The following is a 19,742-nucleotide window of genomic DNA, read 5'->3' on the forward strand; positions in this document are numbered from 1 at the left end:
CGGCCGCATCGCGCAGGTAAAATACGCGAGCCCCGCCGGGGCAGCAAGCGAGGAACCGATGCGCGAAAATGCTGCCCCGCCGCACGCTCTGGCTCCCCACCAGCGCGCCTGGATCGCGTCCATCGATGCGTATGCGCGCGCGTACGCTGATGAAGCCGCCACTGTAGCGCTATTTCGCGGCTTCATGGCGGAGCGCGTCGACGCCGCCTCACGCGAACTCAACGGAAGGCACTTGACGGGATCCGCATGGCTGGTCAGTGCCGACGGTGCGCGCGTGCTGTTGACCCACCATCGCAAGCTCGATCGCTGGCTGCAACTCGGCGGGCATGCCGATGGCGATACCGATCTCGCGCGCGTCGCGTTGCGCGAGGCCGAGGAGGAGTCGGGTCTGCCTGATCTTGTCGTCGAGCCGGCGATCTTCGACCTCGATCGCCACCGCATCCCCGCGCGTGGCAACGAGCCGGAGCACTGGCACTACGACGCGCGCTATGTCGTGCGCGCGACCGTCAGCGAGGATTTCGTCGTCAGCGACGAATCACATGCGCTTGCGTGGTGGTCCATTGCGGACATTGCCAGAGGCGACGGCTTCGATGACTCGCTTCGGCGCATGGCACGCAAGTGGCTGGCGAATCGGTCGGCAAAATAGTGTTCATTTCTACTTTTTGCTTGCTTTTGCGCCACATCGGTTGAAACTACGCGCCAGCTGAGTTCGACGTCGCGGGCAACCTGAAGGGGGTGAGTCATGGGCGGCAAATTTGCAGGCTTGGCACTGTCTGTCGCGGCGGCCGTGTTTCCGGCATGCGGATCGGCACGCGACGGCAATCTGGATACCGGCTTCGGTACGGCCGGAAAGGTATTCACGAAGTATCCGGTTGGAAGTTTCATCGACCAATTCAATGTCGAGCTTGCAATGCAACCCGACGGCAAGCTGCTCGTGGCTTCGTCACGCAACTTTGCCGCACCTGACTGGGATTTCGGCGTTCTGCGCCTGATGCCCGATGGCAGCGTGGACACCACTTTCGGCGTCAGCGGGCAAAGTTTCGTCGCATTCGATCGCGCCGGCAGCGACAAGGGCGACCACGTTGTCGGCATGGCGCTTCAGGCCGACGGCAAGATCGTGCTGGCAGGCTACGCCGATGGCGACCCAACCACTGGCCAGGACATGGCGGTGACCCGCCTCGATACGAACGGCAATATTGACTCCGCGTTTGGCACGAGTGGCAGGACGATCGTCCAGTTCAACCTGGGTAATTGCGCGACCAGCGGTTGCGACGATGAGGCATTGCGCGTGAATCTGCAGGCCGACGGCAAGATCCTCCTCGTCGGTCAAGCTTCGTCGAATCCCAATGCGACAACGTACACGTCGAGCCTCGCGCTGGTTCGGCTCACGACGACCGGGCAGCGCGATTCAACGTTTCACATCGACGGCCGTGTGGCCCTGCAGTTCGGTACGGGCGACGCGGCGCGCGGACTCCGGGCCAAGCAATTGGCGGACGGCGTGCACGTCCTCGTGGTCGGCGGTGCCAACACTACGCCCGCGGGAACCAACGTCGATTTCGCGCTGGCACGGCTCAATGACAACGGGACACTCGACGCTACCTTCGGCGTCGGCGGCAAGACCACCTATGGTTTCGATATCGGTGGCGACTTGGGCGACATCGCGACCGACTTCATCGAGCTGCCGGATGGCAGGCTGATGGTCTGTGGCGAAGTAAAGGCTAACAATCCGACCAATTATGACTTTGGCTGCATGCGCTTTCTCGCCAATGGTGTGCCCGATCCCGCGTTCACGCCAGTGCTGGTTCCGTTCGATATCGGAGGCGGATTCCAGGATGCGCCCCTTCGCCTCGAACGCGATTCCATGGGGCGCTTTGTTCTCATCGGGATCGCCGAGACCGCGACGAGCAATTTCGATTTTGCCGCGGCGCGCCTGATGCCCAACGGCGCGCTCGACACGACGTTTGGAAGGGGCGGCATCATGACGTACAACAGCTTGCCGGGGACAGGAGTGGAGCGCACCAATGGAGCGTCCGGCCTCGTCCTGCAGCCAGACGGGAAGATCGTGATTGCCGGATTTGCCGATACCGATGGGACCAGCAACGACGAATTCGAAGTCGTGCGCGTCATCGGCGACACGATCTTCTCCGACGGGTTCGATGGATAGTGAGGATGACCGCGATGCCCGAAGGCATTGCATAGGCGCATGGAAGTAAACCAGGCGGCCGTCCCTGGGACGCCTGCCGCTCGGCGTCCATGCCTCACCAGAGCCTGATGCGTGCGATGCCTTAGGGCATCGCATGGGCGCGTCGTGGTCAGAGCCAAGCAGCCGTCCCTGGGACGCCGCCCGTTCGGCATCCATGCCTCACCCGAGCCTGACGCACGCGATGCCCGACGGCATCGCATAAGCGCGTCGGAGACAGAGCCAAGCAGCCGTCCGTGGGACGCAGCCGTTCGGCATCCATGCCTCACCCGAGCCTGACGCATGCGATGCCCGGCGGCATCGCATAAGCGCGTCAGGCTCGACCGCTGAATTCACCGGTCGTGGTGTTGACCGTGATTCTCTCGCCGTTCGTGATGTACTCGGGGACGAGGATCTCGATGCCGGTGGAGAGCTTGGCCGGCTTCGGGCGCTTGGTCGCGGTGGCACCCTTCATTTCCGGTGCGGTCTCGACGACTTCGAGCACGACCGACTGCGGCAGCTGCAGCGCGACCGGCGCATCGTCGATCAGCTGCATGTAGCAGCCTTCGATGCCGTCGACGATGTAACCGGAGGCGTCGCCGACCACGTTCGCATCGAGCGTGTATTGCGTGTAGTCCTCGCTGTCCATGAACACGAAGGCGTCGCCGTCCTTGTAGGAATAGCTGACCGCGCGGCGGGTCAGCTCGGTTTCCTTGAGATCGTCCTCGGCGCGCAGCGAAAGATCGAGCTTCTGCGCGCCCGGCACGCTGTACATGATGAAGCGATAGGTGACGTTGCCGCCTCGGCCCTGCGGTGAGCTGCGTTCGATATCGCGGACCTGCCAGACCTTGCCGTCATGCTCGACGACGTTGCCTTTCTTGATTTCTGCTGCGCGCATGCTCGATTCGATCTCCAACGATTCGGCGCGCATTGTAGCGATCCGGCGCGCTCCTGCCGAATGATTGGACCGTGTCGCAGCGCGCAGCCCCATTCGAACGGCGCGTGCAGCATGCGGCCACACGCGCCGGTGCGCACTCTTTCATGCCGTGCGCGTGCGGGCCTGCGCCAGCGCGGCGAGATGCATCATGAAGAAGAGCGGCACGAGGTAGACCGGAATCAGCACCAGCGGTAGCCGGGGCATCGCGTCCATCGTGATCGTTGCAGCGCCGCCCGTAACCAGGAACGAACCGATCCCGCCCGTGCCGATGGCAACGATGAGGTCGAGGAGCCCGAGCAGATTCCACGCGACAAAAGTCCGGCTCGACGCGAATTCGGACGACCGTATCAGGCCGGCGAGGATCCACGGCGCGGTGAGGCCGATCGCCATGTCGCCGAGGCCTGCGGGCCAGGCGAAATAGCCGGGCAGGATCCGATGCACGTACAGCTCGATGAACCCGAATCCGGCGAAGCGCCAAGCCTGCATTGCGACGAGCACACGTGGATCGGCATTCAGGACGAACGCTCGGAACGCGTTGGACATGCGAAACGCGGCCAGGAACGCGGCGATCGGCGCCAGGAATGCGACCAGGAGCGCGAGCGGCGGTGCGCCGGGAGCGGCCACGAACGCACCGTTCGAACCGAGGATCAGGATCGCGAGCAGCCACGCGACCAGCAGGATCGTGGCGGGAAGGCCCGCTTTCAGCACGGGCGATGGCCAGTGGGTGGAAGGCATCGTATTGGACACTTCGGCGTCTCCTAGTGACTTGCTGTTTGCAAGTGACAAGGACGCTAGCACCTGCGCTTGCAATGTGCAAGTGACTGGCGGAAACTCGGCAAATGAACCGGATTGCCAAGGCATACGACTTCGCGCGCTCCCCCTGCGCGGCCGCCTCCACGCTCGACATCGTCGGCGACAAGTGGTCGCTCCTGGTGATCCGCGACCTGTTGCGAGGCAAGAAGACTTACGGCGAACTGCAGGAATCGTACGAGCGTATTCCGACCAACATCCTCGCCGACCGCCTGCGCCGACTCGAGGAGGCCGGCATCATCGAGAAATCCGCGTACCAGGAACGCCCGGTGCGCTTCGCCTACGCGCTGACCGCGAAGGGCACGGACATGGGCGACATCCTGCTGGCGCTGGTGCGCTGGGGAAAGAAGCACATTCCGGGCACCCAGGCGGTGGACATCGCGAAGCGCGAGTCTCCTGCGCCGGCGCGGACACCCGTTGCCAGTGCGCGGAATCCTGCAAAGGCGCGCCGCAAATAGCGGCGCGCGGAGGACTTATTTCGGCGCCAGCCGGATCGCGCCGTCGATGCGGATCGTCTCGCCGTTGAGGTAGCGGTTCCGAAGGATGAATGCAACCGTGTCGGCATATTCCTCCGGTTTGCCGAGGCGCGAAGGGTAGGGCACTTGTGCGCACAGTGACTGGTAGACCTGCTCGGGCATGCCGTCGACCATCGGCGTGTGGAACACGCCGGGTGCAATGGTCATCACGCGTACCCCGATGCGTGCGAACTCGCGCGCCATCGGCAGGGTCATCGCGATTACGCCGCCTTTCGAAGCGGAATACGCGGCCTGCCCGATCTGGCCTTCGTAGGCGGCGATCGACGCGGTGTTGACGATCACGCCGCGCTCGCCGTCCTCGCCGGGCGTGTTGTGCTGCATCAGGTCGGCCGCCGCCTTGGACACGTTGAAGCTGCCGATCAGGTTGACCATGACCGTGCCCGCGAACGTCTTCAGCGGCATCGGGCCTTCCTTGCCGAGCACGCGACCGGCGCCGAGGATGCCGGCGCAGTTGACGACGACGTTGAGGCCACCGAGTTTCGCCTGCGCATCCTTCAAGGTCGCGGTGACGCCGTCCTCGCTGGTCACGTCGGTGCGGAAATAGCTCGCCGAAGCGCCCAGCTCCTGCGCCGCAGCGTTGCCTTTTTCGTCGTTGACGTCGAGCAGGGCGACCTGGGCGCCGTGTGCAAGCAGATGTTTCGCGACGGCGAGGCCGAGTCCGGAAGCGCCGCCGGTGACGACGGCCTTGACCTGATCGAGTTCCATAGGGATTTTCCGCGGAGAACGAGGGCGCGGATTCTAGCAGCGACGCCGCACGACGCGAGTCGCGGTCACGCGGCCGCCCTCCGGCGCGATTTCGTTCGCACCGGAGGGCGGGGAATGCTGCTCAAGCGACCTCAGCGGATCGGGGCCATCAGATGCTGATACGGCGTGCCGGCCCACATGATGTACGGCTGTGTGGTGTCCGGGTCGGGATTCTTGGGGTAGGCGTCGTAGAAGCTCGCCTCGGCGCCGACGATCATCACGTGCGGCCCCGTCTTGATCCAGTGGTTGTTCGGCTCGGGCTTGGTCGCGTAGGGATCGGTGTTGCTCGCGTCGGTGCCGCCTTCGAGCATGTACATGAAGCCGACCTTGCCGGCCGGCGGTGTCTTGTGCCCCATCCACGCGTTGGCCCATTCCATCGCGTTCGCATCCATGCACATCGGGTCGGGCCCCGGGGTCGTCGGATTGTCCGGCATGCAGGTGAAGCCGTTGGTGCCCTTGCGCAGGGTGCGCATCTTGCCGTCCTCGCCCATCGCGACGATGGTCGCGGCCTTCGCCACCCCGGCCGGAGCAGCGCGCATCGCGCTCGCGATCAGTTCGGCGTCGCTGGGCGCCTTGGTGTGCTCGTGGGTTTTCTCGACAGCGTGCTTCGCCTTCTCGGCGACCGCGGCCTGCTCGGCCGCGAACACGGTACTGGCGGCGATCGCGAGCAGGGCGACGATGGTCTTGCGATTCAACAAACGTGATGCGCGCATGACTGCTTCCCCTCCGGGTTTGCAATGAACGGATCCGTTCGGAGCCAGCGACTCTCCTCCCGATTTTGGGAGCCGTCAACGCGGCTATGGCGCAGCGAAGCGACAGGCATAAGTCGTGCCAGAAACGTAGGCGATCGCGTTCGATTTCCGGCGTTGCAGACTGCCTCAGCTCATGAAGCCGAGGTCCCAGGTCGGGCTGTTGAAGTTGTTGACATACGGGAAGATCGTCGCGATATCGCAGTCGTTGAGGCCGAGCCAGCGCGCCAGCGTTGCCGAATACTGGTCGCAGGACGCGCCCGGAATCATCTGGCCGCGCGCCAGGCAATCCGGGCCGTTGAGCGTCTGGTCCGGGAAGAGGCCGCCGCTGACCGCGGGGCGTCCGTAGATGTTCTGACCCTTCACCGAACCGCCCATCACGAACTGGTTGCCCGCCCAGGCGTGGTCGGTGCCGTCGCCGTTCGAGTTCAGGGTGCGCGCGAACTCGGACAGCGTGAAACTGGTCACCGAGTTCTGTACGCCGAGTTCGACGGTGGCGTTGTAGAACGCACCGAGTGCGGACGAGATCGTCGACAACAACTTGGGCTGGCCGACGACCTGGGTATCGTGCGTATCGAAGCTGCCATAGCTGACGAAGAACACCTGCCGCTTTGCCTGCAACGCGCCGCGCACCGAGATCACTTTCGCGATCATCTTGAGCGCGTCGGCGACCGGGTTGTTGGCCGGGAACACGGTGTTCAAGGTTGGCGCGCCGGCCAGCGCGGAACTCATCGTGTTGTAGTAGCCGATCGCGTTGTTGACCTTGGATGCATAGGTACGCGAAAGCGGATCGGGATAGCTCAGCGCAAGCAGTTCCTCGAGTGCGTTGAGCTTGGCGGTGCCGGCGCTGCCGGTGTATCCGCCGAGGGCGATCGGTCCCGCACCGCTGATCGAATACGGCTGCACATTGATACCGGCCTGGAAGCGGTTCTGACCCGACAGCGAGATCGACATCGGGATCGTCGCGCCGGCGTTCAGCACGTACAGGCGATCGGACATCAAGCCGCCCCAGCCGGTCGAACCGTTCGCGGTCGGCTGTCCGTACTGCCACTGTCCCTGCTGGTCTGCGTGCGAGAACAGTTGCGGTGGCAAGGGCACTGAACCGTTGCCGTAGGTGGTCTTCGTGGTCGGTTGCAACAGCGTACCGATGTTGACGCCGAACGCGCCGGCGCCGCTGTTGAACAGGCTGGCGAGTTCCGGACAGCTCGGATGCACGCCATAGGTGTGCCCGCTACCGGCATTGAGCACGTTGACCGGCAGCAACTGGCTCGAATCGACAGCCATGCCGCTGTTGTTCGGCATCGCCGGATTGATGATGCCGCTGCGCGAAGTGACGTAGGTGTTGTAGCGCGCGGTATCGGTCGGCACCAGCAGGTTCCACGAATCATTGCCGCCGAGCAGGAACAGGCAGACCAGGGCGCGGTAGTCGCTGACCGGCGGATAGCTCGCGCAGGAGGTAGCTGCCAGCGCCGAGTTCATCAGGCTGAGTTGGGTGAGCAGCGCGCTGCCGCTCGCGGCGGCGAGACTGGAGCAAGCGGCCTTGCGCAGGAAATCGCGACGCGAAGAGGAGAACGAAGTCATGATGCACCTCACTTCTGGATCGCGTATTCGGGAGACGCGAGCAGCACCTGCAGTGCTCCCGTCACCCGCGCGGTGGGATTGCTGGCCGGCAGCGCCGTGACCAGGTTGACCAGGATCGTGTTCATCTGGCTGCTCATGCTGCCGTAGAGGAGATCGTGGTTGAGTTGCGCGACCAGCGCGGTCGGGTTCGAAGCGAGCGCGACGAGGCCGGACAGGTCCACCGCGATCGTGGCGCTGGTGTTCGCCGGATTGCCGACATAGGCATTGACGCGGTTGGTCAGATCGTTGGCGGTCGACACCACCGAGCTTTCGTTGAGGACCTGGAACTCGGGGCCGTACTGACCCGCCTGTGCCATCTCGCCGGGCGGCAGATAGTCGGGCAGGTAGAAATTGAAGACCGACGGTGCGCCGAGCGGGCGCTGCGCGTAGTTGCCCTGCGGATAGTTGAAGCTGTACAAGCCGTTCTGTGCCGCGGCCGCGTAGTAGCGCCACAGTGCGGTCAGCTTGAGCAGCGGTTCGCGCGCCTTGCCGAACACGTACGGTGACGGGGGCGGGGGCGCGTTGTAAGCGGCCTCGGGATCGGTCAGGACCGCTTTCACCACCGCGCCGAGATCGCCGTAGACGCCCTGGCCATTGTTGAGGAAGACCTCGGCGACACGCTGGATGTAGGCCGGCGTCGGGTTGCTGCTGGTGAACCGTTCGATCAACTGGCGCGCGATGAACGGCGCGACGTTCTTGTGGCTGGCGATGATCTGCAGCAGGTCGGCGATGTCGGGCGCGCACCTGTTCGCACCGCCCGGCACGACCTGGTTGTCGAGCACGATCTTCTGGCCCTCGTCGTGGTAGGCCTCGTAGCACACCAGTGGCAGATAGTCGGCCGCGGACCAGTTGAGCCCCGTCGGATTGCTGTTCCATCCGCTCTGGTAACTGAGGCCGGTGAGCACGCGCGCGTTGGCGGTGATCGTGGCCTGTGTGTAGGTCGGGATCGGCTGGCCGCCGCCGTCGAGCTGCGGCGAGAAATCCAGATTGCGCTCGATCAGGCCGATCGAGAACAACTGCATGACTTCGCGTGCGTAGTTCTCGTCGGGCGAATAGCCGGTGACCGGGTTCGGTTTCGAGTTGCGGATGAAGGTCAGCATCTTGCCCATGGCCGGGCTGTGCGACACGTCATAGAGCAGGTTGTAGTAGGTGCCTGCGTGGTATTGGTTGCCGGTGTCGTACCAGCCGAAGGCATCGCGCGCGAGGATGTCGTTGTATTCGGCCAGCGTGATCGGGTCCTCGGGCAGGTTACCGAGCTGGTCGGATGCGACCATGATCTGGCTGAGCGCCCACGCCGCGCGCTGGCGCAACTGGTCGGGCGCAGTCACCGCATTCGCGAACCAGGCTTCCATGCGGTCGGCCTGGCCGGGATTCTTCACGCCGGCATCGAGCGCCTGCACGTACGGCCGTTCCGGCGTCGTCGGCATCGACAACTGCTGGTCGATCCATTGGCCGTAGCCGACGCTGCGCAATTGCGCGATCGATGCCGGTGTCGGCCCGAAGGTCGCCATGGTCAGGAAGCGCGCGGCTTCCGCATCCGAGGTCGGCGCGTCGGCGACCTGCTCGAATCCACTCGAGAAGATCAGGTCGTAGGCATGCGCCTGCGCAGCGCCGAGACAAACCACGACGAGCGCGACAGCGCGACAGCAGTGCGCGCGGCGCGCGGCGCGCAAGCCTCGCGCGCGGTGAAACACGAACAGGCCCATGACGACCTCCCTAGAGTTGATCGCGGTGTGGAATCACGGCGGGGGGCGATTGGCCCGACGCGTGTCGTCCGCTGCGGCTAGGGAAAACGCGAGTGTGTTGGATCGGTTGACAGTGCATGCGCGACGGAGCGTCGGGCATGCATGCTCTGCTCGCGGGGGCGCGAGGGGACCAGGCCTGTCGCGATGCTGCGTGAGCGTTCGAGCAAGGGCGTCGAACGCCGCCAACAACCTCGCTAGATGTCCCGGAGGTAGAAGCGGTTGCAGCCGTGGTGGCCGGTGTTGCCGAGCGCGTGGTCGATGCGCCGGAAGCCGTTCGCGAGATAGAGGCGCTGCGCGGCATCCATGCCGGTCAGCGTTTCCAGATAGCAGCGTCGGAAACCGAACGTGCGCGCGATCGCCATGCATTGCTCGATCAACGCACGCCCCGCACCGAGGCCGCGCAGCGCCGGCAGGAAATACATCTTGCGCAATTCGCAGACGTCCGTGGCGCCGCCATCAAGCGGTGCCACGCCACCACCGCCGAGCACGACGCCGTCGACCTCGACCACGAAGTACGCGCAGCGCGCTCGCGCATAGGCGGCGCTCATCGCGGCGACTTCGGCGTCATGGATCGCGAACCCCGGCCCGTCCGCGCCGAATTCCGGCATCACGCTGCGGATGATCATGGCAACGGCCGCGTCGTCGCGCGGTTCGATCGGGCGGATGGAGAAGGCGGTTGCGTTGTTCATGGCGAAGCTGCAGAGGCGGAGAGGCGATGCGCGGCTTCGCGTGGCGGCAGGGCCGTCCACGCCTCGATCACGGTATCCGGCGGAATATCGGCGACGCGTGCATCCGCAGTCGGGCTGGTCAGCGCGGTGACTGCCGTGCCGCTCCCGCTGCGCGGCTTCCAGTGCGACGGCGAAGCGACACCGTAGAGCACGACCAGAGGGCAGCCCATCGCTGCGGCCGCGTGGGCCGGCCCGGTGTCGATGGACACCATGCTGTGCGCGCGTTCGAGCAGGGCCAGCAGGCGTCGCGGCGGCAAGTCAGCCGCGGCCACATGAATCTGCGACCGCTTCGCAGCCAGCTGGATGTCGTCCAGCACGCCCTGCTCGCGCGGGCTGCCGCACAGCACGACCTGCGCCTCCGGCATGCGTTTGACGATCGCGTTGCACAATGCGGCCCAATGTTCGGTCGGCCAGTATTTGTCGTCGCCGATCAGTCCGAGGCGGCCGCGCTTCAGCGTGCGTTTGTTGCCGGGTTGCAGCAGCACCAGCGGCGCGTTGGCGAGAGCGCGCGAGCGCAGCCATGCAGCGCAGTCGGCGCGATCGGCCGCGTCGATATGCAGCAGCGGCGCGCGAACGATGTCGTCGTCGCGCCACGGAAAATCCTCCGCCTCGAACGCGGGGGGCGTCTGGCAGCCGAACCGCAGCATGCGATCGACCCAGTGCTCCTCGACGCCGGGCGGATACTCGCCGATATACAGGCAGCGACCAGGTTCGACGCCACCGCGCGCAAGCAGCCAGCGCAGCTTGTCGACTGCGAACTCGTCGCAGACATACACGGGCGTGTCCTTGAGGCCGCGCAGCGTGCGGGTCAGCCGCCATTGCTGCGGGTCGAACGCGTAGGCGCGGCGGCGGCTGCCGAGCCGCAGAATGCGCTGCACGTCCGGATGGGTGCCGAGCAGCGGTTCCGACCAGGCGCCCGAAGTCACCAGCGTGCAGGGTTGTCCGTAGCGGCGATGCAGCAGGTGCAGCAACGGAGTCAGGATCACCAGATCGCCGAATGCGCCGAAACGGACGACGATCGGACTCAAGGCGGCTTTCGGCACGATCAGGGCAACGCGCGGCGGAAGTCGAGGTCGTAGCGCGCGCCGCCGGTCAGCGCGTGCAGACGAAGGTTGGTGATGCGGATCGGTGCGCCGGGTTCGAGGTCGGCGACGTTCGAGTCGGCCATTTCAGCCGGGTCGATGACGGTGACGCCGCCGGCGCCGAACACTTCGAGCACGTTGTCCGGCCCGATTGACGCCGCGGTCGCGACATCGAGGCCGAGTCCGAGCGCGAACGGATTCAACGCGAGCGCCGCGAGCAGGCGGCCGAGACGATCGCTGGCATGTCCGCCCTGGTCGATCACGACGCGGTTGGTGAGGCCGAGCCCCGGCGCGAAACTCGCTCCGCCGATGCGCGGCGTGGCGCCCTCGGCACCGTGCGTCAGCATGTGCTCGCAGAGCAGCGCCGCGCCGGCGCCGCAGCCGGCCACAGCCATACCGTCTGCATTGCGGCGGCGGATCGTGCGCGCAAGCTGGGTGCCGCCCATCAGTGTCGACAGGCGCAGCGGCTGGTGGGACATCAGCAGTACCAGCTGTGCATGTTCGATGGTGTCGAGCACGCTGCGAAGATCGCTGTCAGCCCGGGTCTGCAACGTGCGCCGGTGCACTTCGCCGCCGCCCGCGGCGTACAGCATGGCCTCGATATCGAGGTCGGCATCCGCATCGTCCGCGCTTTCGGCAGGGCCGAGAACGGTGATCCGCGGTTGCGGTCCGACCAGCGCGAGCAGGCGCGCCAGCAACTGCGTGCTGCGTTCGTCCGCAGCGATTTCGCCGCTGGCGACGATCAGGCCGCGCTGGCGATCAGGGGCGAGTTTGGCTGGCATGGACGCGCGGGTGGCGTGGGAAAGCGCGAGTATAGCGAGCGCAGATGGTTCAGCGCGTGCTTCGTGCCCGCGCGAATTCGCGGAACTCGTCCGCGCGCAGGGCCGGGCTGAACAGATGGCCCTGGCCGAGCGTCATGCCGTGGCAAAGCAGGAAGCGCCGCTGTTCCTCGCTCTCGACGCCTTCGGCGACCATGCCGAGACCCAGCGCGTGGCCGACGCGGATCATCGCCTCGCAGATCGCGGCATCGGCGGCGCTTGCCGGCACGCGGCGCATGAAGTCGTAGCTGATCTTGAAGCCGTCGATCGGCAACCGGCGCAAATAGTTGAGCGCCGAATAGCCTTCGCCGAAATCGTCGATCGTGATCACCACGCCGACATCGCGCAGGTCCTTGAACATGCGCATCGTGTCCGGCGTGTCGTCGATCAGCGTGCGCTCGATCATTTCCAGTTCCAGCGACGCGCCGGGCAGGTCGTACCGGCGCAGTGCGCCGATCACCGAATCCAGGAACGAGTCGCTGAGCAGCTGGCGATACGAGACGTTGACCGCGACGCGCTCGATGTGCACGCCGCTGTCGCGCCACTCGCGCAACTGGCGGCAGGCCTGGTCGATCGCCCAGGCGCCGATCGCGACGATGTCGCCCGAGCTTTCTGCATGTTGCACGAACGCAAGCGGCCGCAGTTCACCCCGCAGCGGATGGTCCCAGCGCAACAGCGCTTCGGCCGCAACGACGCGTCCACCGAGCAATTCCACCTGCGGCTGGTAGACCAGGCGCAGCTCGTTGTTGGCCAGGGCCATGCGCAATTGGCTCTGGATGACGAGATGGTTCTCGATCCGGCGTGCGATCGCAGGCGAGAACGCGCGCCAGGCGTTGCGCCCGCGCTCCTTCGCCTCGTCCATCGCCGCCTCCGCATGCTGGAGGAGTTGCTGGGCCGTCTCGCCATCGCGCGGGCAGCGTGCGATGCCGATCGACGCCGTGATCACGAATTCCTCGCCGGCGTGTTCGAACGGACGCTGGAATGCCTGGTTGATGGCGTCGGCGAGCCAGTGCGGCTCGTCCTCGCGCAGCGAGCCCGGAAGCACAACGAGGAACTCGTCACCGGCGAAGCGACCGCAGCGAGCCCCGTTCGGCAGGCATTCGCGCAGTCGCTCTGCCGCACTGGTCAGCAGGCAGTCACCGACGTCGGCGCCAAGAACACCGTTGATCACCTTGAAGCGGTCGAGATCCACGTACAGCAAGGTAGGGCCGGTGCCGTCGCTCATCGCGGCGATACCCCGCTCGAGCTCGTCGAGGATGCTTTCACGGTTGGGCAGGCCGGTCACCGGGTCCGTGACCGCCTTGTGCCGCAATTCCAGCTCCAGCAGCTTGCGCTCGGTGATGTCCTGGAACATGCCGCTCAGGCTGTGGATCGCGTCACCATGCCGGATCGGTTGCGAGATGGCGCTGACCCAACGCTTGCGCCCGATCGCCGTGACGATCTCGTACTCGCGCCTCGTGGTCGCACCGGCGGCGAGCTCGTTGATCGTGCGTTGCGCGAGTTCGCGACTGTCGGGAGTGAACAGGGCCAGCGCGCGCTCCAGCGTGATCGGAAACTCGGGCGAGAGGTCGAACAGCCGGTACATCTCCTCGGTCCAGACCAGCTGGCCGTTCTCGAGCGTCAATTCGTACCCGCCGATGTTGCCCAGTGCTTGCGTCTGTTCCAGCAGATCGCGCGTGCGCTTGAGCTCGGTCACGTCGCTGAAGGTCGTGACGACCTGGTATGGCGCGTCCTCCCCGGGGTGAAACAGCGGCACCGCGGTTGCCGTCATCCACAACGGCGACTTCACGTGCGGCAGCCAGCAGCAGATCAATTCCAATTCCGTCGCTGCGCCGCTGCGCAGCGCCTTCATCCCGGGGAACTGCTCGGAAGCGAGGGTTTCGCCGTGCGCGTCCTGGAAGCGCCAGCCCGGAAAGCCGTCGCGCTCGATCTGCGGCAGCTGATTCTCCGTGACCTGGAACATCCGGTAGGCGGCCGGATTCGCATAGACGATGTGCCCGTTGCCGTCGCGGATCGTGACGCCCTGGTCCAGCGAATGGAGCAGGGCGAGGTCGCGCTGTTCGACTTCATGCAGTCTGCCGGCGGTCGCGTGGCGGGCGGTGATGTCGTACAGCAGCGAGACGATGAATGATTCGTTGTTGTCGCGGAACAGATTCGATCTGACCTCGACTGGAATCTCGTGGCCGTCGTCCATGTGGATCGCGGCCTCGATCGTCGACGCGTGGCCGCTGCGGCCTTCCTCGACAACCCGGCACAGATGTTCCGGCGTCAGCGCAGGGGCGAAGTCGCCCAGGTCGCGCGCGAGCAGCGTTTCGCGCGTGCGGCCAAGAAGCCGGCATGCGGCGGCGTTCACATCGAGGATGTGGGTCTGCACGTCGTGCAGCACGACCGCGTCCGGTATCGCCTCGACGAGCGCATGGTGGCGCGCGGCAGTTGCACTGACGATGGCGTCACGGTCGCGCAATACGACGGCCGCTCGTTCCGCAGCGGCGCGAACACCGGGGGAGAGCTTGCCGTTCGCGGCGATCTCCGCTAGCTCGTGTAGCGCTGAAACGACGGCATCGTGACTCCCTTGCATCGCATCGATTCCGCCCCCTGCGGTATCGCGCGACCTCGCTTTCTGTTGCATCGCGTCATCAGCCCCAAGGTTGGCGCTGGCCGCTACTTTGCCGTCAAACTTGGTGCTCGGGCAACCGCGGAATTACTAAAACCGCGATCAAGTCGGAATTTGCGGGACCCACGCTCCCAATCATTGGCTGGCGCGCGCGACCCGGCTCGAAGTCGTCCGGCCCAACTGCGAGCTCAGCCACAGACCGGTCGCGATCAGCGCGGTCAGGTCGACGCCGGTCGCGATGCCCATGCCTTCGAGCATGTAGACGACGTCCTCGGTCGCGACATTGCCGGTCGCGCCCTTCGCATATGGGCACCCGCCGGTGCCGGATACCGAGCTGTCGACGACGGCGACGCCTTCCTCGAGACAGGCGAGGATGTTCGCCAGCGCCTGGCCGCGCGTATCGTGGAAATGCACCGCGAGTGCACTCATCGGCACTCTTTCGGCGACCGCGCGCAGCATCGCGCGCGCCTTGCCCGGCGTGCCGATGCCGATCGTGTCGCCGAGCGAGATTTCGTAGCAGCCGAGTTCATGCAGCCGCTTCGCGACGCGCACCACATCGGCGACCGGTACCTCGCCCTGGTAGGGGCAGCCGAGCACGGTCGAGACATAGCCGCGCACCTTGACGCCGTCGGCGCGCGCGCGATCAAGCACGGGCATGAAGCGCTCGATCGATTCATCGATCGAGGCATTGATGTTCTTGCGGTTGAATGCCTCGGACGCGGCAGTGAACACCGCGATCTCGTCCGCACCGACGGCGCGCGCGCGTTCGTAGCCTTGCAGGTTCGGCACCAGCACCGGATAGCTGACACTCGGCTTGCGCGTGATGCCGCTGAACACCTCGCTCGCGTCGGCGAGTTGCGGCACCCATTTCGGACTGACGAAACTGGTCGCTTCGATCGCGCGCAGACCGGTCGCGGACAGCCGGTCGATCAGCTCGATCTTGGTCGCGGCCGGTATGACCGTCTTCTCGTTCTGCAGGCCGTCGCGTGCGCCGACTTCGACGATGCGTACGGCGGTGGGGAGCGAAGTGCTGGGCGTGTTCATTCAATGACCGTATGCAGGCCGAGCCAGGTTTCTTCGGATGTGTAGGCTTCGCAGCGGCGATCAAGCGCGGCGTAGCCGAAGTCCAGCGCGGCCCTTGCGTGGTGATAGTCGGATGCGCAGTTCCAGCGGTCGATCGTGAGGTACACCGGTTCGTCACCATCGAGTCGCAGCAGCTCCGTTCCGATGAAGCCGGCTGCACGCGAGAAGAGCCGCGCCCAATCCCCGCGCGGGCCATATGCTTCCTCGAACGCGGCAACTGCGCCGTCGATGACCCGGAAGCGCCAGACGCTGGTGATCATGCGCGGGCGATCAGGGCTGGATGAGCCGCACCAGCACGGCGTCGGCCTCGACGAAATCGCCGGCCACGGCCTGAACGCTTTCGATGTGGCCGGCGCGCGGCGCCTTCAGGCTGAGCTCCATCTTCATCGCCTCCATGACCAGCAGTTCCTGGCCTGCGGCGACTTCATCGCCCGCGCTCGCCTTGACCACAACCACGCGGCCGGGCATCGGAGCGACCAGGCGGTCGCCGCTCGTTGTCGTGTCGGCCGCATAAGCGAACGCGGGGGCGTGGAGGTAGGCATGACGATGCATACCGTCATGGACACTTACGCGGTCGTTGTCGATCGACACGCGCCAGCGTCGCGTGATGCCATCGAAATCCGCGCCGAGCCAGCCATCGCGAAGTGCCGCATGCACAACCTTGCAGCGCTGCTCGCCGTGTTCCAGCAGGTAGCTGCCATGCGAACCGTGCGCTGAAATCTCCACGCGTTCGCCGCGGCCAGACAGCGCAACGATGCGTCGGCCAGGATGGCCGAGACGCCAGCCGTCCGCCTGCGCCCAAGGCGAATGCGGATCGCCGGAAACCCGCGCGAGCTGCGGAATCTCCGTCTCCTCGTGCAGCAACCATGCGGTCGCGGCGGCGAACAGCGCGGCTGGTTCGTCGCTGTCGGCGACACCGACGAACTCGTCGAGATGCCGATCCAGATAGCCGGTGTCGATGCGGCCCTCGACGATCGCTGGGTGCCGGACCAGTCGTTCGAGGAACTCGACGTTCGATTTCGGTCCGACGATGTCGCAGGCCGCAAGCGCCTCGCGCATGCGCACCAGCGCGGCCTCGCGCGTGCTGTCCCAGACGATCAGCTTGGCGATCATCGGGTCGTAGAAGATGGTCACGGTATCGCCTTCGACCGCGCCGGCATCGATGCGCACGTGTTCGGACGCTGCGGGAAGCCGCAGCTTGTCGAGCCTGCCGGAGCCGGGCAGAAAACCCTGATCGGGGTCCTCGGCATACAGGCGCAGCTCGATCGCGTGACCGTTCGCCGGGATCGACTTGTTGCGGATCAGCGATGCCGGCAATTCCTCTCCGGCGGCGACGCGCAGCTGCAGCTCGACCAGGTCGAGGCCGAGCACCATCTCGGTGACCGGATGCTCGACCTGCAGGCGCGTGTTGATCTCCATGAAGTAGAAATCGCCGGCTGGCCCGACGATGAACTCGACCGTGCCCGCGTTCACGTAGTCGAGCGCGCGCGCGGCCTCGACCGCGGCCTCGCCCATCCTCGCGCGCAGTTCCGGCGTCACGAACGGGGAGGGCGTTTCCTCGAGCACTTTCTGGTAGCGGCGCTGCGCGGAACATTCGCGCTCGTTGAGATGCACGATGTTGCCGTGCCGGTCGCCGAACACCTGGAACTCGATGTGCCGCGGCTGTTCGATGTAGCGCTCGAGCAGTACGCGCTCGCGTCCGAACGCATTCCTCGCCTCGCGCTGGCAGCTCTCGAGGTTCGCGCCGAACTCGGCCGCCGAACGCACGATGCGCATGCCCTTGCCGCCGCCGCCGTGCGCGGCCTTGATCATCAGCGGAAAACCGATGCGCCCTGCCTCGCGTGCGAGCAGCGCGGCATCCTGGTCCTCGCCGGTGTAGCCGGGCACGACCGGCACGCCGCGCGCGGACATCAGTTCCTTGGCGCCGGCCTTCGAGCCCATGCGCCGCATCGAGTCCGCGGACGGACCGATGAACACGAGCCCGGCGCGCTCGACCGCGTCGGCGAAGTCCGCGTTCTCGGACAGGAAGCCGTAGCCGGGATGGATCGCTTGCGCACCGCTGCGCAGGGCGACCTCGATGATCGCGTCACCGCGCAGGTAGGAATCGGCCGGTCGCGGGCCGCCGATGGGGTAGGCGATATCGGCCAGGCGCACGTGCTGTGCAGTCGCGTCAGCCTCCGAATACACCGCGACGGTGCGGATGCCGAGCCGGCGGCAGGTGCGGATCACGCGGCAGGCGATTTCGCCGCGGTTGGCGATGAGCACGCTCTTGAATGAGGAAGTCACGCGTTTGCATTCCTTGCGGAAGGTCCGCGCGCAATGGCGCGGCGATCGATGGTCGTCCGGCGCACGACGGAATGTCCCGTCGTGCGCCACTGCGTTTACGGTAGCATGACCGGTTGGCGGACACGTGCGGAGACAGGCGGCCGATGGCGGAGAACATGGGGGCGGGGCGGATTTCGTTCGCGCCCGACCGCAGCATCCGGTACCTCGCCGAATACGCGCGCGTGGCGGCAGTCCACGGTGCGCAGGCTGCGCAATCGGCGCTGCTCGGCGAGCTTGCCGGCCAGTCGTCACAGGACTGGCTGGAGTGCGGACAGGCACTCGTAGTGCGCGGTGACATTGGCGCGGCCGCCGCGGTTTTCGAAGGTGCCGTCGCCGCTCACCCCGACTCGGCCGAACTACGCCATGCGCTGGCCGGTGTGCTCTGGCAGACGGGCAAGACCGACGCGGCGGAGTGCGAGTTGTGCGCTCTGCTCGCGCGGCATCCGGACAATGTTGCTTCGTGCTTCCTGCTCGCGAAGATCCTCAAGGAGCAGGGCAGGATGCACGCGGTGGCGGGCGTGATGCGCACGCTGTTCGCGCATGCCCGCCCATCCACCGAGGTCGTGATCCGCGCAGTCGAGCTGCTCGACGATTGCGCCCGCAAGCAGGACGCCGCGGATCTGTGCGAGAACGAGATCGCCGCAGGTTCGACCGATCCGCGCGTGCACGCCTACGCCGGCATGCTGGGCATTCAGGTCGGCCAGTTCGAGCGCGCCCGTGAGCGCTATCTGTTCGCACTCGCGAATAGTCCACTGGCGGCCGACTGGCAAGCCCCGAACGGACTCTCCGCTGCTCAACGCTATACCGAGGCGAGCCATCCCGATTTCGAGCTGTTCAGGAATTGGTTGCAACGGCCAGCGTTGAGCGAGAGAGGTCGCGCGTCGCTGCTGTTCGCGCTCGGCAAGGCGCACGACGACCTCGGCGAACCGGAGCAGGCGGCCGACTATTTCCGGCAAGGCAATCGCGTCGTGAGCGGGATCACCGAGTGGTCCGCCAAGAGCTGGCGGCGCATCGTCACGGCGCGTCTCGACGCGAAACCGCTGCCACGCCGGGTGCGTACAGCGGACGACTGCGTTCCGGTCTTCATCGTCGGCATGCCGCGTTCCGGCAGCACGCTGGTTGCGGAGCTGTTGTCGCGGCATGCGGATGTGTGTCATCGCGGCGAACTGACCTGGCTGCCGTTTCTTGCCCAGCAGATCGCGTTGGCCGGCAAGCCGACCGAGGCGTTGCTCGAAAAGACTGCGACGACCTATCTCACTCAGCTTCGCCAGGACGATTCGCGTGCGCGCTGGTTCATCGACAAGCAGCCGCTCAATTTCCTGCACGTCGACCTGATCGCGGCGCTGTTCCCGAACGCGAAGATCATCCACTGCGAGCGCAACGGCAGGGACACCGCACTATCGGTGTGGATGCAGTATTTCGCCGGTCATGAGGAGAATTTCGCGTACGACTTCGCGAACATCGCTGCCGTGATGCAAGGCTGCAGTCGCCTGATGGCGAACGCGCGGAAGAATCCCGCGCTCCCGATCCGCGGCGTGCGCTATGAGCGGCTGGTCACCGACTCGCGCGCCTGTCTCGAAGACCTGGCCGGCTGGCTGGGTCTGCCCGGGTTCGATTTCCAGGAAGGCGGGAGCGACGCGGCGGCGATCAGCACGTCCAGTCTCTGGCAGGTGCGCCAGCCGGTCTATACGCGCTCGATCGGACGCTGGAAGGCTTACGCACCGTACCTGCCCGAACTGCTGCAATTTCCCAATGAATAGGCGCGCGTACGG

General features: G+C 65.8%; 17 protein-coding genes. 4 read left to right on the forward strand and 13 right to left on the reverse strand.

Going from position 1 to position 19,742, the window contains the following annotated elements; all coding sequences use genetic code 11:
* Positions 1–58: 58 nt before the first annotated feature.
* The gene (locus tag ABD002_RS09900; RefSeq protein ID WP_425545126.1) at positions 59–646 is read left to right on the forward strand and encodes an NUDIX hydrolase; all 588 of its coding nucleotides are present in this window, start codon (positions 59–61) and stop codon (positions 644–646) included.
* 96 nt (positions 647–742) lie between these two features.
* Entirely contained in the window at positions 743–2,164 is a 1,422-nt protein-coding gene (locus ABD002_RS09905; protein WP_379989147.1) for a hypothetical protein, read from the forward strand.
* Positions 2,165–2,513: 349 nt separating this feature from the next.
* Here the strand turns inward: ABD002_RS09905 and efpL are convergent, their stop codons facing one another.
* Together efpL and ABD002_RS09915 are read right to left on the reverse strand one after the other, a co-directional pair.
* Complete coding sequence (gene efpL / locus ABD002_RS09910; RefSeq protein WP_343790691.1) at positions 2,514–3,077, reverse strand: elongation factor P-like protein EfpL; 564 nt, start codon at positions 3,075–3,077, stop codon at positions 2,514–2,516.
* A 141-nt stretch (positions 3,078–3,218) separates the two neighbouring features.
* Positions 3,219–3,863, reverse strand: coding sequence for a hypothetical protein (locus ABD002_RS09915; RefSeq protein WP_343790303.1), 645 nt, complete (start codon positions 3,861–3,863; stop codon positions 3,219–3,221).
* A gap of 92 nt (positions 3,864–3,955) precedes the next feature.
* On the opposite strand from ABD002_RS09915, the gene ABD002_RS09920 reads away from it, so the two are divergent.
* Positions 3,956–4,384 carry a winged helix-turn-helix transcriptional regulator gene (locus ABD002_RS09920; RefSeq protein WP_343790306.1) on the forward strand — a complete coding sequence of 143 codons (429 nt, stop codon included), beginning with the start codon at positions 3,956–3,958 and terminating at the stop codon, positions 4,382–4,384.
* 15 nt (positions 4,385–4,399) lie between these two features.
* On the opposite strand, the gene ABD002_RS09925 is transcribed toward ABD002_RS09920, so the two are convergent.
* From ABD002_RS09925 to ABD002_RS09975, 11 genes are all read right to left on the reverse strand, one after another.
* Positions 4,400–5,167: an SDR family NAD(P)-dependent oxidoreductase gene (locus ABD002_RS09925; RefSeq protein ID WP_343790310.1), complete on the reverse strand. Its 768-nt coding sequence runs from the start codon at positions 5,165–5,167 to the stop codon at positions 4,400–4,402.
* A gap of 131 nt (positions 5,168–5,298) precedes the next feature.
* Positions 5,299–5,919, reverse strand: a complete 621-nt coding sequence (locus ABD002_RS09930) for a hypothetical protein (RefSeq protein WP_343790312.1) — start codon at positions 5,917–5,919, stop codon at positions 5,299–5,301.
* A gap of 165 nt (positions 5,920–6,084) precedes the next feature.
* Positions 6,085–7,536, reverse strand: a complete 1,452-nt coding sequence (locus ABD002_RS09935) for a DUF1501 domain-containing protein (RefSeq protein WP_343790315.1) — start codon at positions 7,534–7,536, stop codon at positions 6,085–6,087.
* Between the two features lie 8 nt (positions 7,537–7,544).
* Positions 7,545–9,281: a DUF1800 domain-containing protein gene (locus tag ABD002_RS09940; protein ID WP_343790318.1), complete on the reverse strand. Its 1,737-nt coding sequence runs from the start codon at positions 9,279–9,281 to the stop codon at positions 7,545–7,547.
* 233 nt (positions 9,282–9,514) lie between these two features.
* Positions 9,515–10,009 (reverse strand): GNAT family N-acetyltransferase, encoded by a 495-nt coding sequence (locus tag ABD002_RS09945; protein WP_343790321.1) that lies wholly within the window; start codon positions 10,007–10,009, stop codon positions 9,515–9,517.
* On the reverse strand, positions 10,006–11,076 hold the full coding sequence (locus ABD002_RS09950) for a glycosyltransferase family 9 protein (RefSeq protein ID WP_343790324.1): 1,071 nt from the start codon (positions 11,074–11,076) through the stop codon (positions 10,006–10,008). Before ABD002_RS09950 ends, ABD002_RS09945 begins: the two co-directional genes overlap by 4 nt.
* A gap of 17 nt (positions 11,077–11,093) precedes the next feature.
* Complete coding sequence (locus tag ABD002_RS09955; RefSeq protein WP_343790327.1) at positions 11,094–11,912, reverse strand: cyanophycinase; 819 nt, start codon at positions 11,910–11,912, stop codon at positions 11,094–11,096.
* A gap of 49 nt (positions 11,913–11,961) precedes the next feature.
* Positions 11,962–14,526 (reverse strand): sensor domain-containing protein, encoded by a 2,565-nt coding sequence (locus tag ABD002_RS09960; protein ID WP_343790331.1) that lies wholly within the window; start codon positions 14,524–14,526, stop codon positions 11,962–11,964.
* Between the two features lie 171 nt (positions 14,527–14,697).
* Positions 14,698–15,606 (reverse strand): hydroxymethylglutaryl-CoA lyase, encoded by a 909-nt coding sequence (locus ABD002_RS09965; RefSeq protein WP_343790334.1) that lies wholly within the window; start codon positions 15,604–15,606, stop codon positions 14,698–14,700.
* Positions 15,603–15,905 carry an antibiotic biosynthesis monooxygenase family protein gene (locus ABD002_RS09970; protein ID WP_343790337.1) on the reverse strand — a complete coding sequence of 101 codons (303 nt, stop codon included), beginning with the start codon at positions 15,903–15,905 and terminating at the stop codon, positions 15,603–15,605. The genes ABD002_RS09965 and ABD002_RS09970 overlap by 4 nt, the downstream gene beginning before the upstream one ends.
* A 10-nt stretch (positions 15,906–15,915) precedes the next feature.
* The gene (locus ABD002_RS09975; RefSeq protein ID WP_343790340.1) at positions 15,916–17,931 is read right to left on the reverse strand and encodes an ATP-binding protein; all 2,016 of its coding nucleotides are present in this window, start codon (positions 17,929–17,931) and stop codon (positions 15,916–15,918) included.
* A gap of 143 nt (positions 17,932–18,074) precedes the next feature.
* Here ABD002_RS09975 and ABD002_RS09980 point away from each other — a divergent pair, with 143 nt between their 5' ends.
* Complete coding sequence (locus ABD002_RS09980) at positions 18,075–19,730, forward strand: tetratricopeptide repeat-containing sulfotransferase family protein (protein ID WP_343790342.1); 1,656 nt, start codon at positions 18,075–18,077, stop codon at positions 19,728–19,730.
* Positions 19,731–19,742: the final 12 nt, after the last annotated feature.

It is taken from the genome of Dokdonella soli (assembly GCF_039523175.1).
GTDB classification, from domain to species: domain Bacteria; phylum Pseudomonadota; class Gammaproteobacteria; order Xanthomonadales; family Rhodanobacteraceae; genus Dokdonella_A; species Dokdonella_A soli.

Bases quoted from the DNA above. Each gene is read 5' to 3' on its own strand.
- ABD002_RS09900 (WP_425545126.1), top strand. From the start codon at position 59: ATGCGCGAAAATGCTGCCCCGCCGCACGCTCTGGCTCCCCACCAGCGC.
- ABD002_RS09905 (WP_379989147.1), top strand. From the start codon at position 743: ATGGGCGGCAAATTTGCAGGCTTGGCACTGTCTGTCGCGGCGGCCGTG.
- efpL (WP_343790691.1), bottom strand. From the start codon at position 3,077: ATGCGCGCAGCAGAAATCAAGAAAGGCAACGTCGTCGAGCATGACGGC.
- ABD002_RS09920 (WP_343790306.1), top strand. From the start codon at position 3,956: ATGAACCGGATTGCCAAGGCATACGACTTCGCGCGCTCCCCCTGCGCG.
- ABD002_RS09925 (WP_343790310.1), bottom strand. From the start codon at position 5,167: ATGGAACTCGATCAGGTCAAGGCCGTCGTCACCGGCGGCGCTTCCGGA.
- ABD002_RS09930 (WP_343790312.1), bottom strand. From the start codon at position 5,919: ATGCGCGCATCACGTTTGTTGAATCGCAAGACCATCGTCGCCCTGCTC.
- ABD002_RS09935 (WP_343790315.1), bottom strand. From the start codon at position 7,536: ATGACTTCGTTCTCCTCTTCGCGTCGCGATTTCCTGCGCAAGGCCGCT.
- ABD002_RS09940 (WP_343790318.1), bottom strand. From the start codon at position 9,281: ATGGGCCTGTTCGTGTTTCACCGCGCGCGAGGCTTGCGCGCCGCGCGC.
- ABD002_RS09945 (WP_343790321.1), bottom strand. From the start codon at position 10,009: ATGAACAACGCAACCGCCTTCTCCATCCGCCCGATCGAACCGCGCGAC.
- ABD002_RS09955 (WP_343790327.1), bottom strand. From the start codon at position 11,912: ATGCCAGCCAAACTCGCCCCTGATCGCCAGCGCGGCCTGATCGTCGCC.
- ABD002_RS09960 (WP_343790331.1), bottom strand. From the start codon at position 14,526: ATGCAAGGGAGTCACGATGCCGTCGTTTCAGCGCTACACGAGCTAGCG.
- ABD002_RS09965 (WP_343790334.1), bottom strand. From the start codon at position 15,606: ATGAACACGCCCAGCACTTCGCTCCCCACCGCCGTACGCATCGTCGAA.
- ABD002_RS09970 (WP_343790337.1), bottom strand. From the start codon at position 15,905: ATGATCACCAGCGTCTGGCGCTTCCGGGTCATCGACGGCGCAGTTGCC.
- ABD002_RS09980 (WP_343790342.1), top strand. From the start codon at position 18,075: ATGGCGGAGAACATGGGGGCGGGGCGGATTTCGTTCGCGCCCGACCGC.